The 15,431-nt window shown below is 44.1% G+C and carries 13 protein-coding genes; 4 read left to right on the forward strand and 9 right to left on the reverse strand.

Annotation, left to right across the window (positions count from 1 at the left end; all coding sequences use genetic code 11):
• Positions 1–37 precede the first annotated feature (37 nt).
• Positions 38–2,578, reverse strand: coding sequence for a translocation and assembly module lipoprotein TamL (tamL, locus tag EO132_RS13735; protein WP_313781234.1), 2,541 nt, complete (start codon positions 2,576–2,578; stop codon positions 38–40).
• 72 nt (positions 2,579–2,650) lie between these two features.
• Here tamL and EO132_RS13740 point away from each other — a divergent pair, with 72 nt between their 5' ends.
• Positions 2,651–3,370, forward strand: coding sequence for a TrmH family RNA methyltransferase (locus EO132_RS13740; RefSeq protein WP_127138412.1), 720 nt, complete (start codon positions 2,651–2,653; stop codon positions 3,368–3,370).
• A gap of 1 nt (position 3,371) precedes the next feature.
• Here EO132_RS13740 and porT read toward each other — a convergent pair whose 3' ends face one another.
• Positions 3,372–4,070, reverse strand: a complete 699-nt coding sequence (porT, locus tag EO132_RS13745; protein WP_127138413.1) for a type IX secretion/gliding motility protein PorT/SprT — start codon at positions 4,068–4,070, stop codon at positions 3,372–3,374.
• Between the two features lie 4 nt (positions 4,071–4,074).
• Complete coding sequence (gene ubiE, locus EO132_RS13750; RefSeq protein ID WP_127138414.1) at positions 4,075–4,803, reverse strand: bifunctional demethylmenaquinone methyltransferase/2-methoxy-6-polyprenyl-1,4-benzoquinol methylase UbiE; 729 nt, start codon at positions 4,801–4,803, stop codon at positions 4,075–4,077.
• A 194-nt stretch (positions 4,804–4,997) separates the two neighbouring features.
• Between ubiE and trkA the strand changes: the two genes are divergently transcribed.
• Positions 4,998–6,347, forward strand: coding sequence for a Trk system potassium transporter TrkA (gene trkA / locus EO132_RS13755; RefSeq protein WP_127138415.1), 1,350 nt, complete (start codon positions 4,998–5,000; stop codon positions 6,345–6,347).
• Entirely contained in the window at positions 6,347–7,837 is a 1,491-nt protein-coding gene (locus EO132_RS13760; RefSeq protein WP_127138416.1) for a TrkH family potassium uptake protein, read from the forward strand. The genes trkA and EO132_RS13760 overlap by 1 nt, the downstream gene beginning before the upstream one ends.
• A gap of 87 nt (positions 7,838–7,924) precedes the next feature.
• On the opposite strand, the gene EO132_RS13765 is transcribed toward EO132_RS13760, so the two are convergent.
• On the reverse strand, positions 7,925–9,112 hold the full coding sequence (locus EO132_RS13765; protein WP_127138417.1) for a pyridoxal phosphate-dependent aminotransferase: 1,188 nt from the start codon (positions 9,110–9,112) through the stop codon (positions 7,925–7,927).
• A 13-nt stretch (positions 9,113–9,125) separates the two neighbouring features.
• Positions 9,126–10,229, reverse strand: coding sequence for a fatty acid desaturase family protein (locus EO132_RS13770; protein ID WP_127138418.1), 1,104 nt, complete (start codon positions 10,227–10,229; stop codon positions 9,126–9,128).
• Positions 10,230–10,345: 116 nt separating this feature from the next.
• Here EO132_RS13770 and rsmG point away from each other — a divergent pair, with 116 nt between their 5' ends.
• Complete coding sequence (gene rsmG, locus EO132_RS13775; RefSeq protein WP_127138419.1) at positions 10,346–10,981, forward strand: 16S rRNA (guanine(527)-N(7))-methyltransferase RsmG; 636 nt, start codon at positions 10,346–10,348, stop codon at positions 10,979–10,981.
• 260 nt (positions 10,982–11,241) lie between these two features.
• Here the strand turns inward: rsmG and EO132_RS13780 are convergent, their stop codons facing one another.
• From EO132_RS13780 to EO132_RS13795, 4 genes are all read right to left on the reverse strand, one after another.
• Complete coding sequence (locus EO132_RS13780; RefSeq protein WP_127138420.1) at positions 11,242–12,006, reverse strand: creatininase family protein; 765 nt, start codon at positions 12,004–12,006, stop codon at positions 11,242–11,244.
• Between the two features lie 74 nt (positions 12,007–12,080).
• Positions 12,081–13,709 (reverse strand): L-glutamate gamma-semialdehyde dehydrogenase, encoded by a 1,629-nt coding sequence (gene pruA, locus EO132_RS13785; RefSeq protein WP_127138421.1) that lies wholly within the window; start codon positions 13,707–13,709, stop codon positions 12,081–12,083.
• Positions 13,710–13,783: 74 nt separating this feature from the next.
• Positions 13,784–14,170 carry a Co2+/Mg2+ efflux protein ApaG gene (gene apaG / locus EO132_RS13790; RefSeq protein WP_127138422.1) on the reverse strand — a complete coding sequence of 129 codons (387 nt, stop codon included), beginning with the start codon at positions 14,168–14,170 and terminating at the stop codon, positions 13,784–13,786.
• Positions 14,171–14,175: 5 nt separating this feature from the next.
• Complete coding sequence (locus tag EO132_RS13795) at positions 14,176–15,429, reverse strand: DUF3667 domain-containing protein (protein ID WP_127138423.1); 1,254 nt, start codon at positions 15,427–15,429, stop codon at positions 14,176–14,178.
• Between the last annotated feature and the right edge of the window lie 2 nt (positions 15,430–15,431).

The raw sequence follows: 15,431 nt of genomic DNA on the forward strand, positions 1-15,431 counted from the left end.
GAATTAAATAGGAAACAAAAGTAATAAAATATTTGCTCTAGAAAGGATAATTGATACCGATGTTGAAGACGGCTTGTTTGAAGTTATATCCGTCGAACCAACGATCAGACCAATCTTTGGCGGGATTATAGGCCTTGAACCCTACGTCCAGTCTGAAAACAAAATAGGTGAAATCGTAACGAAGGCCCAATCCGGTTCCCAGTGCTATGTCGCCCAATGAGGAGAACCCGCTGAAAATGGCATCCGGGTTCGTCTCGTTGTCGAAGACGTTCCAAATGTTGCCAGCGTCGGCGAATAAAGCCCCTTTTACATCCCCCGCGATAGGGAAACGATACTCTAGATTGAGGGCGAGTTTTAGGTTGGCCTCGTTAAAATCGTTGATGTTGTCCGTGCTTCCCGGCCCCAGTTCGTAGGCGTTCCATGCTCGGTTATCGTTGGAGCCACCGGCAAAGTAACTGCGAACAAAAGGTACGTTGTCCGAGTTGCCGTAGGGAATGGCCAGCCCGGAAAAACTCCTGAAAGCGATTACCTGTCCACCGCCAATGCTCCAGTGACGGATGTAGTCGAACTCTGTTTTCACATATTGAGAATAGGGAACGCTGAACACTAGATTTTGCCCGTTGGTATTTTTGTTGAAGGGAATCACGTTGGTCAGTAGGGAGAGCATGCCTCCGGCGCTTTCCAATTTTATGCGGTATTGGTAGAAATCAAGATCGTTTATCCCTGACTTGCTGTTTTTGGTATGGGTGAAATTGGTGGCGAAAATCAGGTTGTTCTCCGTTAACCTGATACGTCTTTCCTCAATACTGTTCACCAATTCTCTATCCTCTGGGCTCACGGGGATTGAATCATTCAAAACATAACGCACGAAATTGTTTGCTCCCGTGGGAATACTTAACCTTGGGTCTTCCCCTTCCTCTTGAATGGGCTCAAAATAGGGGGAATAGTTGGGGTCGTCCTGAAAATCATCTGCAATGTCATCCAAATTGGAAAAGGTGTTTCGGTAGACATTGTAGAAATTATTGGTGTTTACATTGCGGACAAATTCCACGTTCAACAGTTCAATATTGTTTTTGAGTCGTGCGTTTGGGGACCAATTATAGGATAAAATGGAGTTCAGTGACTGTTTGTCCAATCCAATGTTCCGCTGGAAGTTGGTACCTACGGACAGCCTGCTTTGGGGCAACATATAGTATGGTATGATGCCTTCCGTGCCAAAGGGAAGCCAAATGCGTGGAAAGGTAATGTTGATGTCCCCGCCGAGTTCGGAGGTAAAGGTTTCGTTGGACAGTGAGGCATCGTTCAACAATCCAATGGATCCCCTGGCCGAAACATTCAAGGTTTCAGCTCCCCCAAAAACATTACGTGTGATAACCGAGGCACTAAAGGCAGTACCTACTTGCTGGATGTTGGAGTGGGTAACATCAAAATTCAGGTTCAGCGAATATTTGGGCTTCGCAGCCAAATAAATATTTGTCTCCAGTTTTGTTTGTGTGGAATCGGGCACAAAATCAATGTTGGGGTATTTAAAGGTATTGAGATTGGTGATTTGCCTATAGGTTCGAATCCTGTCCAGATCACGGTATATGCTGTCCTTTTCAAAGAAAATGGCATCGGTAAGTGCTTTGGGCCTATACCTGAGTTTGCCACTGTAGTATATATTGTAGTTTTCATGCTGCACGCTTTTCAAAGTGTCCATGGCTCCATTGATGTCATAATCCGCATAAATATTGATTTGCTTATGACGGGCCACTTTGTAGGGCATGTTGGTATCCGTGCTATCGTTTGTGCTTCGGAATTTTTTAATGTTCAATTGCACATCCATCAATTGATCGTCCGATGCCATGGTTGTGTCCCTGAGAATGGTATAGTTGATGGAGCTTTCCTGAAAATTATAAACCCCTGAGTTTCTGAATAGGTTCGTCAAGCGCTCCCGCTCCATGGTGAATTTTTCCAAGTCAAATTGTTCGCCTTGGTTTACAAAGCTTTGCCTTTTGGCTTGGTCGTAAATGGAGTCCAACTCTGGTGATGTGATGTTCTTTTGGATGGTATCCACGATGTAGGGCGAGTTTAGGGTAATGTTGTACTCGATCTGGGCCCTTTTCTTTCTTTTGCCGTTCACAATTTCATATGCTCCGGTATTGTTGAAGTATCCTTTGGTATTGTAATAGGATTTTAGTTTGCTCAGGGATTTGTTGGTTTCCGAGGTGTCGATGATTACGGGAGGTTCCCCAATTCTTTTCAAAAAATCACTGTACCCCTTTACCAGGAACGATTCGCGAAGTCTATTGACCTGTTTTTCCGAAAGCAGCTTGTCAAGGCGTTTTTCCCTTTTTTCCTTTCGATGGAGCCAATCCTGAAAGGATGAATCGGGATTTTCCTTGGCAAGATTATAAAGATTAAGTTTAAGGGGGTAGCCCAGCACACTGCTGTTCGGCTTTTGGCTGATAAGGCCCTTGATTTCGCTATCGGTAACTTTTTCGTCATCGATCAAAATGGTGTTTTTGGTGAGCAATAACTCATCCTCCCCAACCTTTTTTAAGGTATTGCAACCCAAAATGCTTAGCAAAAGCAACAATAACCCTATTTTTGCCCAGTTGCATGTTACACCAAAAGAACCATTCATAGAAGCCAAAAATACACGATTTAGATGGTTACAAAAAACCAAATTAAACTAGTTGTTAGCCTAAAGCAAAAAAAGTACCGATCTCAACACGGACTCTTTGTGGTCGAGGGGGAGAAGGTGGTAAATGAATTGTTGGGAGCTGGAATGAAGCCCTTTAAGGTTTTTGTTGATGACATTGGCCTTGTCGGGAGCAGCAAAGAAGTTGAGGTCGTATCCGAAAAGGATATGAAGCAAATGAGTAATTTGAAAAAGCCCAATGGCGTATTGGGAGTTTTTCATATGGTCCAACCCAAGGAGGGCATAGCTAATGATTGGATTGTGGCTTTGGACGCCGTTAGGGATCCGGGTAATTTGGGAACCATCATTCGACTTTGTGATTGGTTTGGAATAAAACAACTTGTGTGCTCAGCTGATACTGTGGATTGTTATAATCCAAAAGTACTTCAGGCCACTATGGGGTCCATAGCGAGAGTGAACATCTCATATTTGGACCTAGCGGTTTTTTTGGGCCGTACAAAGCTTCCCGTCTATGGAGCGTATATGGATGGTAAGCCGATTTATGAAGCTGATTTGGGAGGAAAAGGAATTTTGGTGATGGGCAACGAGGCCAATGGGATTTCCGACCGGGTCGAAAAATTTATCTCTGAAAGGATTTCTATTCCGCAATATGGATCAGTTACTACGGAAAGTCTCAATGTGGCCACAGCGACCGCGATCCTATTGAACGAGATTCGAAGGGGTTAGTTTACTCAAAAGTGAAGTTGATGAAGATGCCCCGTGTACGCATGGCGGCAATGTTTCCGGTCCAAGGGCTGTTTGGGTCCGCATCGGGAACGAGTTCATCGGTAAGGGCAAATACCCCTCTTATGGACGGGGTGAACTTGAAATATTCGGTATAAAAATCAATCCCAAAACCAAGCTCGTAGCCATAAACATTCTGCTTCATCCTAAATTGTCCGCTACTATTGTCGTCCAAGCTATCTTCGTTGCTTCCCAAATTGATGGAAGTGTAAACTCCGCCGATAATGAAAGGCTTCCAGTTTCCTATTCTTCGGGTACTGGCCTTGATCAGTAATGGAAACCGGATATAGGTGGAACGAACTTCGCGCAACGCATCAACCTGTTCGGTAAACCCGGGAAAACCCAAAGTCCTGGAAGTGTAGAGCAGCCCTGGTTCAAAACGGGCATCCAAAAACTCGTTGATGCGGAGTTCGCCGATCAGACCTACATTGAAACCAAAGCTTTTGTCCACCAAAATGTCCTTGCCAATATCATCTTTATATTCAAACTGAAAGTCGTATTGGTTGAAACCGAGATAATAGCCCCAGTTCAAAAACTTCTTATCCTCGCTCTGAAGATTTAGAATGGGGTCGCTACCAAACTGGGCGTTTGCTAGGTTGTTCGACAATACAATCAGTCCCAAAAGAAAAAGGAGATTTTTCATTAATCTATTTTGAAGCGACATAAATGGATGCTACACCCATGGTCTGCGGTTTGTTCTCTACACCTATAAACCCAATTTTCTTCAAAATATTGTTGAAAGCCTCTCCGTGGGGGAAAACCGAGGCGGATTCACTCAAATAATTGTAAGCGGACTTGTCCTTGGAAAAAACTTTGCCAATAGTGGGCAAAATATACCTGGTGTAGAGTTTGTACCCTTGCTTAAAAGGTGTTTTGGTAGGGACCGAAGTTTCCAAAACCACAAAATGCCCCGCTGGTTTCAGCACTCTGTAAATTTCCTCGAGTCCTTTTTCCAGGTTTTCAAAGTTCCGTACGCCGAACGCCACGGTAATGGCATCAAATGAATTGTCCTCAAAAGGGAGGTTTTCACTATCGCCCAGCACCATTTCAATGGTGTCTTGTAGGCTTTTGCTGGAAACCTTGGCCTTGCCGACCTCCAGCATGCCTGGGGAAAGGTCCAGGCCCACTATTTTCTCCGCACCTGTCTTTGTCATGGCAATGGCAAGGTCGCCTGTGCCCGTAGCTATATCCAAAATGGAATCAGGGGATTTGTCCTTTAAAAAGGCCACTATTTTTTTGCGCCATTTTACATCCGTTCCCAAGGAAATTACCCGGTTAAGACCATCGTAATTGCCAGAAATGTTATCGAACATCTGTTTTACCTGCTCTTTTTTGCCAAGCTCGGACTCTTTGTAGGGCGTTACCTTTTTTGACATTGCTTCAATTTGCTGGCAAATATACAACTTAGCTAAAGGGATGCAGACAAAAATATTTGTGTAATTTTGCCCTCCAAAGGGATTTATTTTCCGTATTTGGTTAAAAGTATGGAGTTTAAGTATAGCGTACCATTCTTAGCATCATTTGCAGCGTGCAAATGGGGTTTATTTAAGAACACATCCTATTCTAATCAATGAGAATCATTATTGCAGGTGCTGGTGAAGTGGGGTTCCACTTGGCGAAATTGTTGTCCTACGAGGCTCAGGATATTACTTTGATCGATACCGATAAGGAAAGACTTTCCTATGCGGATAACCATTTGGATATTCGGGTGCTTCGGGGGGATGCCACATCCATTCAGGTATTGCAGGATGCGCAGGTGGACGATTCCGATCTCGTAATCGGGGTCACTGCTTCGGAAACCACAAATTTGACCCTTTGTGTTCTTGCCAAGCAATTGGGCTGTAAACGTACCATGGCCCGAATCTCCAATACGGAGTTCATGGACAACCGGAAACTCATCAAATTCGACCAATTGGGTATAGATGAATTGATTTCCCCAGAGCGACTCGCAGCCATGGAAATCCAGTTGATGCTCAATCAGTCCGCTTTTAACGATACCTATCAATTTGAAGAAGGATTGTTGACCATGTTCGGGGTAATACTGCCCAAGACAGCCCCTTTTGTAGGTAAAATGGTCAAGGAAGCCGCAAGAATATTCCCAGAACTCAATTTCATGCCCATTGCCCTTCAGCGAACGGGAACTCAGTTTACTTTGATCCCAAGAGGGGATACCGTTTTCAAAGAAGGCGACCAAGTGTACTTCATCACTTCCGATAAGGGGGTTGAGGAATTGTACAAGCTTTCGGGGATGCAAAAGCAGGATATCAAAAATGTGATGATCCTTGGGGGAAGTAAGGTTGGCTATAAAACAGCGCGAGACCTTTGCAACAAAAAGTTCAATGTGAAATTGATCGAGAAGAACAAGGAAAAAGCATTCGATATAGCAGATGAACTGCCCCATGCCCTTGTCATCAATGGAGATGGAAGAAATGTGGAGCTGTTGGAGGAAGAAAATTTGGAATCCATGGATGCTTTTATCGCGGTTACGGGCAATTCAGAGACCAATATCATGTCCTGTTTGGTGGCCAAGAACAAGAAGATCAAAAAAACCATTGCCTTGGTGGAAAACATGGACTATTTCCAATTGTCCCATTCCATAGGTGTGGATACCCTCATCAATAAAAAACTCCTTGCGGCCAATAGTATCTTTAGGTATATCCGAAAGGGAGAAGTGCTTGCCCTGACCCGTTTGAACAATTTGAACGCTGAGATTTTGGAGTTTGAGGTAAAGGCATCGTCCCTTGTGAATGGAGAAATCATCAGGGAGTTGAATTTTCCACGCGAAGCAAGTATCGGTGGGGTTATCAGGAATGGGGAAGGAATCATTGCCTTGGGTGATTTTAGGATTGCCGAAGGGGATAAGGTAGTGGTCTGCTGCTTGCCAAAGGCCATACCGCGGATCGAAAAGCTGTTCCTCTAATGAAGCTCAATACACGAATCATTATCCACATTATGGGGCTCCTGTTGCTTTGCAACGGCTCCTTCATGCTATTGGCTGCACTGGCCAGTGGCATTTATAAGGACGGTGTTACCATGGATATCATGTTGGCGGCCATTGTGACCATGCTTTTTGGGATGATGGCCATGTTCTACACACGTGGACATAAGAAGGAGGTTAAAAGGAAAGAAGGATATATTGTTGTGACCTTTGGTTGGATTGTGATGTCCATATCAGGAATGTTGCCCTATCTTTTTTCCGGTTCCATACCCTCTATTACCGATGCTTTTTTTGAAACAATGTCGGGATATACCACAACTGGAGCCTCCATTTTGGATGATATTGAAGCATTGCCCGAAGGAGTTCTGCTCTGGCGTAGCCTTACACACTGGATTGGTGGAATGGGGATCATCGTGTTGGCCATTGCCATTTTACCTCTTTTAGGGATAGGGGGGATGCAGTTGTTCGCGGCCGAGGCACCCGGCCCGGGAGGGGATAAGCTCCACCCAAGGATCACGGATACCGCCAAAAGGTTATGGCTTATCTATTTTGGGTACACCGTGTTGGAAACTCTATTGTTGAAATTGGCGGGCATGTCATTTTTTGATGCCATCAATCATGCGTTGGCGACCATGTCTACTGGGGGCTTCTCCACTAAAAACGCCAGTTTGGCCTTTTGGAACGACCAGCCACTAATACAATATATTGTAGCGCTCTTCATGTTTTTGGCGGGGAGTAATTTCGTGCTCAGTTATTTTGCCCTGACAGGACGAGTAAAACGTGTTTTTAAGGATGAAGAGTTTAAATATTACTTCGGATTTATAGTGGTTTTTACCATTATTGCTGCACTGGGGGTTTATTTTAGGGCAGATGTTCCTGTTTCGGATTTTCATCCCATGGTTTTTGGGGAAGCCGAAAGTGCCTTTAGGCACACCTTGTTTCAGGTTATTGCCGTGATTACCACAACAGGATTTGTCTCAGCTGATTTTACTTCATGGACACCCTTTTTGACCGTGTTCTTTTTCGGTTTGATGTTCTTGGGAGGCTCGGCGGGTTCCACTGCGGGAGGAATTAAAGTGATGCGCCATTTATTGATTATTAAGAACGGTATCTTGGAGTTTAAACGAACCCTGCACCCCAATGCGGTGATTCCCGTTCGTTACAATCAAAAGACGGTAACGGAACACATTGTGTACAACGTTGTTGCTTTTTTCGTACTGTACATGTTGCTCTTTATCATTGGTTCTTTGGTTCTCGGATTTTTGGGCTTGGACTTTGTGTCCGCCGTTGGTGGTTCTGCCTCTTCACTGGGTAATGTGGGGCCGGCTTTGGGCAGTCTGAACCCTGTGAGCAATTACAATAGCCTTCCCGATGCCGGGAAGTGGTGGTGCAGTTTCTTGATGCTCTTGGGACGTTTGGAGCTGTTTACCGTACTTATCGTATTGACCCCGTACTTCTGGAAAAAGACCTAACAAAAAACCTCTCGAAGTGAACTCCAAGAGGTTTTGATTTTATTGGATGATGCTGAATAATTTATTTCAGCATATTTTGTTTGAGGATTAAAGAACGTCCTTTATCCTCGAAATGGCTTCTTTCAATTCTTTTTCTGATGCCGCGTAGGATATACGGATGCAATTCGGGTTTCCAAATGCTTCGCCCGTAACCGTGGCCACATTGGCATGTTCCAATAAATACAATGAAAAATCGGAGGCATTGTTGATGGTAACCCCGTTCAATGTTTTGCCAAAGAATGCGGAAATATCTGGGAAAACGTAAAATGCACCTTCGGGCACATTGAGATTGAATCCTTCTAATTCTCCCAAAAGACCGAGAACAAGGTCTCTTCTTTCGTGGAATTTATCGATCATGAACTGGATTTTGCTCACGGGAGCCTCCAATGCAGTGATAACGGCACGTTGTGCAATGGCATTGGCTCCACTGGTAACCTGTCCCTGCAATTTGGTACATCCTTTCGCAATCCATTCCGGGGCACCAATGTAACCGATACGCCATCCGGTCATGGCAAAAGCTTTGGATACACCATTTACGGTAACGGTTCTATCGTACATACCGTCAATGCCAGCAATGCTTGTGTGTCCGCCTTCGGTAAAATTGATATGCTCGTAGATTTCATCCGATACCACATAAATATCAGGATGTTTTTTGAGTACCTCTGCCAAGCCTTCCAACTCTTCCTTGCTGTATACGGAACCACTTGGGTTGCAAGGAGAGCTGAACCAGAGCATTTTGGTTTTCGGTGTGATGGCCGCTTCCAATTGTTCGGGCGTCATCTTAAAATCGGTATCGATTTGTGTAAGTACCTCTACAGGAACCCCTTCGGCCAATTTTACGATATCGCTGTAACTTACCCAGTAAGGTGCTGGGAGGATTACCTCATCACCCGGGTTGAGTACCACCATGGCCACATTGAAGAGCGATTGTTTCGCTCCTGTGGAGACCACGATTTGGTTCAATCCGTAATCAAGGTCATTGTCTCTTTTGAACTTGTGGGAGATAGCGGTTTTTAACTCTCCGTATCCATCAACAGGTGTATAGCTGCTATAATTTTCGTCAATGGCCTGTTTGGCGGCCTCTTTGATAAAATCGGGAATGTTGAAATCGGGCTCCCCCAAGCTCAAACCGATAATATCCTTTCCTTCATTTCGTAATTCCCGTGCTTTGGCGGCCATGGCCAAAGTTGCTGACGTGGACATGTTTGCAATCCTGTCAGATAAATGGTTGCTCATTGATACTTCGTTTTTACTGATACTGAAGCGTTGGTTTTTTACCTAGCTCCCTTAAGTGTTTGAAGTGCGAAATTATGGCTTTTCTGGTAGTTTTATATTCGTGGTACGGTAAATTGAACTCCTGCGCGGTCTGTTTCACAATTTTTGAAATATTTGTGTAATGAATGTGACTGATGTTCGGGAAGATATGGTGCTCTACCTGATGGTTCAATCCGCCGGTAAACCAGTTGACGATCTTGTTCTTAGTACCAAAGTTCACAGTAGTGAACAGTTGGTGGATGGCCCATGTATTTTTCATGTTTCCTTCTTCGTCAGGCAAAGGAGTTTCCGCATGGTCCACAATGTGCGCCAATTGGAACACTACACTTAAAATTACACCTGCGACATAGTGCATAATGAAGAATCCGAGCAATACCTGCCACCATGCAATGTCAACAAAAATCAACGGCAGTACGATCCAAATGGTCAAGTAAATCACTTTTGTGATGACCAATGTAGACCAATTCATAACTGGATTAGGCAGTTTTCCATAGCTCAATTTCCTTTTCATGTAACGGTACATTTGTTGGAAATCCGTGGTAATGGCCCAGTTGAAGGTCAAAAGGCCGTATAGGAAAATGGAGTAGTAGTGTTGGAACTTGTGGTGTTTCCTCCACTCGGCATGCTTGGAGAACCTTAAGATTCTTCCCGCTTCCATATCTTCATCGTGCTCGTGGATATTGGTGTACGTATGGTGCAATACGTTGTGCTGTACTTGCCAGTTGTACACATTTCCTGCCAGGATGTAGATACTGCTTCCCATGAGTTTGTTCACCCACTTTTTATTGGAATAGGCACCATGGTTTCCATCGTGCATTACGTTCATCCCGACTCCGGCCATGCCCACACCCATGGTTATGGAAAGTAGCAAATAGCCCCAGAAAGGCAAATCAAGGGTCAACATTAAAAAATAGGGGGTCAAAAAAAGTGCAAACATCACAATGGTTTTCAAGTGAAGTTTCCAGTTCCCGGTTTTCTTAAGGTTGTTTTCTTTGAAGTATTCGTTTACTCTCTTGTTCAGCGTTCTGAAAAATTGTGCGGAATCTCTTCTGGAAAACCGGATGGTATTCTTATCCATAAAAAAAAAGTTTGTACAAAGATAATTAAAATGCTTCTTTAGATTTAACAAGGTTCTGTTAGAACGGTGTTAAGGTCTTTAAAAGTATTAGCTTTGTCAAAAATACTATTTGGAGCATGAAGGCGGAACTCATCCATAAATATTTTACGACGCTCAACGATGAACAGAAAGAGCAGTTTGCCAAGTTGGAGATGTTGTATAAGGACTGGAACCAGAAAATCAATGTGGTTTCCAGGAAGGATATTGATGAGTTGTACCTGCGTCATGTACTTCATTCTCTGGGGATTGCACAAATACAGATGTTCAACGAAGGTTCCGAAATTTTGGATGTCGGGACCGGTGGCGGCTTTCCTGGTATTCCGCTGGCTATCTTGTTTCCAAACGTGAAATTTACCCTTGTTGATGCTATTGGGAAGAAGATAAAAGTGGTCAATGAAGTGATTGAGGGGTTGGGATTGACCAATGTCGAGACTTATCATTCGCGAGTGGAGGACATTCCCGGACAGTTCGATTTTATCGTTAGCCGGGCCGTGGCCGCTATGCCCACCTTTGTGCACTGGACGAAGGGGAAAATCAAAAAGGAATCTGTGCACGAACGCAAAAACGGCATACTTTATCTTAAAGGCGGAGACCTTACAGAGGAACTGAAGGGCTACGAAACCGTCCAGGTATTTGATTTAAACGAGTATTTTGAGGAAGAATTCTTCGAGACTAAAAAAGTAGTGTACTTGCCCCAGAAGTATAAGGGTTAAATTATATACTGTACATACGCTTATACACCAATCTACACTTTCTTGCGTAGTCCTTGGCATAATGCCATAATTGCTGATATTTTTTAATCATCAATCTCCACCATGCATTGATTCGAGCTGTCATAACTAATTGAGTTTATGTAACAAATATACGATATGTTACGTTAAGTTTACAATTAGTTAACGTTAAATTTACATTTAAATTGTGTTTTGACTATTGTTGGCGTATCAATTTGTTGATATGTAGGGGTAAGTAACTGTTATTGGTATAGGTTTTGCATGTCTGCCTCAGCGATATCCACTAATAGCTGTCCCATTTTGGCGCAAACCAGATTGAAGAACACCTCGCCTTTTTCCTTTGAAGCTTTGCTTGGATCGCCAACACCGGTGTCTTTGGTTATTTTGGACCAGGGTCGTTCCGTCCAGGCCCAACCTTCGGAAAAGGCTTTGATTTTGTTTTTGAGTTCTTGTCCATCGCCCCAATCTTCTTTAGGTAATACCAATTCTGGGGTCAAATGTAGGATAAGGCTGGTCTCCATTTCATCTGCATGGTCTCCGGGAAGGTCAAAAACACCAGATTCAGTGCCCAATTTAAACCAATTCGTGACGCAAAGGAACATATCTGGGAAAAGTAGCCCCAGTTCCCTTACGATCGCTTTCCAGTTGTTGCCTCCATGGCTGTTCATGATCATGAACTTTTTTACGCCCTGGCGGTCCAATACGGTAATGAGGTCTTTCAATATGGCAAATTGGGTGCTCGGATTCAGGTTCATATCCAGATATATGTCCGATTGCCCTGTGTTTACCCCAAAAGGGATAGTGGGAAGTACTACGACCTTGCTTCCTTGCTCCCAGGCTATTCTGGCGGATTCCTCAGCTATCGAAGTGCCTTCTATCACATCGGTGGCGTAGGGGAGATGGTAGTTGTGGGCTTCGGTGGCTCCCCAAGGTAAAATGGCCAAATCAAAAGATTCGTCCTTGAGGTGTTTCCAATTGGTTTCGGCCAAAATATAGGGTCTGGGCATGGGTCTCTGGGTTAGGTTAAACAAAAAAGGCCATCATTACTCAATGACGGCCTTTAAATTAACTGTTTTTGGGCTTATCCCAAAAATGGATATCTATAATCCTCGGGAGTTACAAAAGTCTCCTTGATCAATCTAGGGGAGACCCAACGCAATAGGTTCTGCATGGATCCGGCCTTATCATTGGTTCCCGAAGCTCTTGCGCCACCAAAAGGCTGCTGTCCCACAACGGCGCCCGTTGGCTTGTCGTTGATGTAGAAGTTCCCCGCTGCATTCTGTAATGCTTTGGTCGCCTCATCAATGGAGTAACGGTCCCCGGAAAGCACCGCGCCCGTCAGTCCGTATTCGGAAGTGCCATCCACCAATTTCAAGGTCTCACTCCAGTCCTTGTCTTCGTAAACATAAACAGTGACCACGGGTCCAAAGAGTTCAGTGTACATGGTTTCGTACTGCGGATCGGTTGTCAAAATAACCGTAGGCTCCACAAAATACCCCACGGACTTATCGTAATTGCCTCCTGCTATGATTTCTGCATTGTCATCGGCCTTGGCCTGATCGATGAACTTGGCCAGTTTGTCAAAAGACCCTTCGTGAATCACGGCAGTTATGAAATTGCTCATGTCCTCTGGAGAGCCTGGCTTGTTGAAAGAGGCAATGTCTTTTTTGACCAATTCCAAGATTTCATCGGCAGTGGATTTCGGCAAATACACACGTGATGCTGCACTACATTTTTGACCTTGGAACTCAAAGGCGCCTCGGCTGATCGCTGTAGCTACTTGTTGGGGCTTGGCAGTTGGGTGTGCAATGATGAAATCCTTACCTCCGGTCTCGCCCACGATTCGCGGATAGGATTTGTACTTGTGGATGTTGTTTCCGATTTGTTTCCAAAGGTTCTTAAACACCGTTGTGGAACCAGTAAAGTGAATTCCGGAGAAATCTGGGCTGTCCAACACGGTGTCGGAAATCATAACGGGATCGCCATAGACCACGTTGATGACGCCATCGGGCAAACCAGCTTCCTTAAGTACGTCCACGATCACTTTAGCGGAATATATTTGACTGTCACTAGGCTTCCAGATAGAAACATTACCCATCATCGCTGCACTGGTGGGAAGGTTACCTGCAATCGCCGTGAAGTTGAAAGGGGTAATGGCATAGACAAAACCTTCCAGCGGACGGTATTCCACACGGTTCCATACGCCTTCAGAAGATTCGGGCTGTTCGCCATAAATCTGGGACATGTACTCCACATTGAAACGGAGGAAATCCACGATCTCACAGGCGGAATCAATCTCGGCCTGATAAATATTTTTGGATTGTGCGAGCATGGTCGCGGCGTTCATCTTTTGGCGGTAAGGCCCTGCGATGAGGTCGGCAGCTTTCAAAAAGACGGCGCAACGCTGTTCCCAAGTCAAGTTGGCCCATGCCTCTCTGGCTTCCAAACTATTGGCGATGGCCTTTTCCACATGTGCTTTTTCCGCCAAATGGTATTGTCCTATCACATGCTTGTGGTCGTGCGGAGGGGATAATGGCTTGGTGTTGCCTGTTTTTATTTCTTCGCTTCCAATGTACAATGGGATGTCCACATGGTCATTGTAAAACGCTTTATATTGTTTTAGTACTTCTTCTCGTTCTGGAGAACCCGGAGCATAGCTCAGTACAGGTTCGTTATATGCAGTTGGAACTTGAAAAAATCCTTTTCCCATAGAAATGTTTTTTTTAATGATTAACAATTCTATCAAAGATAGGGAAACCTATAGGGAATAGAAAATGACCGGGATTAGTTTATGGCAAAGGGTGCGGCAAACTTAAAAGTGGGTATTTCCACCTCGAACTCCTCGGCGTTGGAAAAGTTGACCATTTGATAAAAACCGCGCATGGCACCAACGGGCGATGCCAAAAGGCAGCCGGAACTATAGGTGTGGGATTTTCCAGGTTTAATCACCGGTTTCCTGCCTATAACACCTTCTCCGTCAATGGTCTCGATGTCCTTGAGCGCGTCAAATACATCCCAGTGCCTAGCGGTAAGTTGTACCGTGTCCGTACTTTGGTTCTCTATGGTAATGGTGTAGCCAAATGCGTAATGCACTTTGTAATTCTTAAAAAATGTGCCTTCAAATGAAGTGCGTACAGATACTTTTATCCCTTTGGTTACCTGAGTAAACATAACTATCAATAGGTTAAACCGCTTCCTGCAAACGTAACTATGATCGTGAAAAAGGCCAGAATCATAAATATAGTGTTCAGAAAGATGTATTTCACAATAGTTTTAAATCTTCCTTGTCCATAAAATTTTCGCATTGCCTTATAGAGGTAAAAAGCAAAAATCAATAGAAAAATCCCCGAGCTGTCCATATTGAATATGGTATCCAATGTAAGGCTAAGGATGAGCAAGATAAACAAGAGGGACTGATTGTGGAAACTAAAAATGAGATGATCGGTGTAGGTGTAGTTTTTTCTGATGTAAACCAACCAAATGAAGATTGTGAACACAGGCATGAAGAAGAAAATTACAAAAGGCAACTTGGAGATGGTTTCGTTGACCCAGGTCCCAGGTTCACTCATAACCTTCCAGATACTGTTTGAAAGGTTGAAGGCCATTTTGTTGGTGGTGCTCTCTTCAATATGGTAAAGGTTCCGGGCCTGTTCAAAGTTCTTTAAGGTGTCCTTTTTAATATAGAGTCCAAAAAACTCTGCTTTTTTGGAAAACCCATCCATGCCTGATTTTTCCTCGAGTGTTTTAAAATAGCCTGAGGGGTCGGCGTTCATGAAAGAATCCTTTTTTCGTTGTGTTTTTTCAATGTCTTTTATAAAGACACCAAGAGAATCCAAATTTCCCATTTTAGAGAAAAGTTTGGGGTCTGCTTTTTTAATGGAATCAAGATTGTTGAGGCCAACCATGATGCCTGGATTTGTTTTTTTTAATGAATCCAAGGTATTTTGGGTGGCTTTGCCCTGCTTCTCCAACGCAACGCTATCCACTTCTAGACCTCCCGAATCCGTGTTGAACTTAAAAGGTGAGCCGTTGTAGATGGTCCCATCAAAATCCTTGGCGGCATCGTCCCAATCATCAAATTGGCTATTGTAGGTGAACATTAAAAAATATAGAAAGGCCAAACTCAGTAAAAAGCGAAACGGATTCGTGTAGGTTACCCGTTTCCCGTTGACGTAGTCTTTGGTGATCCGGCCCGGTCTCAATAATAGGGCATACAGGGTTTTAAGGAGCTTGGAGTCGTAATTGATCAATCCTGAAAAGAATTCATCGAAAAAATCCTTGAGCGTTAATTTTTTGGTGCTATTGGCCTGCGAGCAATTGGGGCAGTACTTGTCACTGATGTCCAGCGGATGTCCGCAGTTGAGGCATTTTACGCCCCTGAACTTTAATTCGTAGCGACCTTTGGAAATCAAACCATCTTTTTTGCCCATGC

Source organism: Flagellimonas oceanensis (assembly GCF_003992595.1).
Taxonomy (GTDB): Bacteria; Bacteroidota; Bacteroidia; order Flavobacteriales; family Flavobacteriaceae; genus Flagellimonas; species Flagellimonas oceanensis.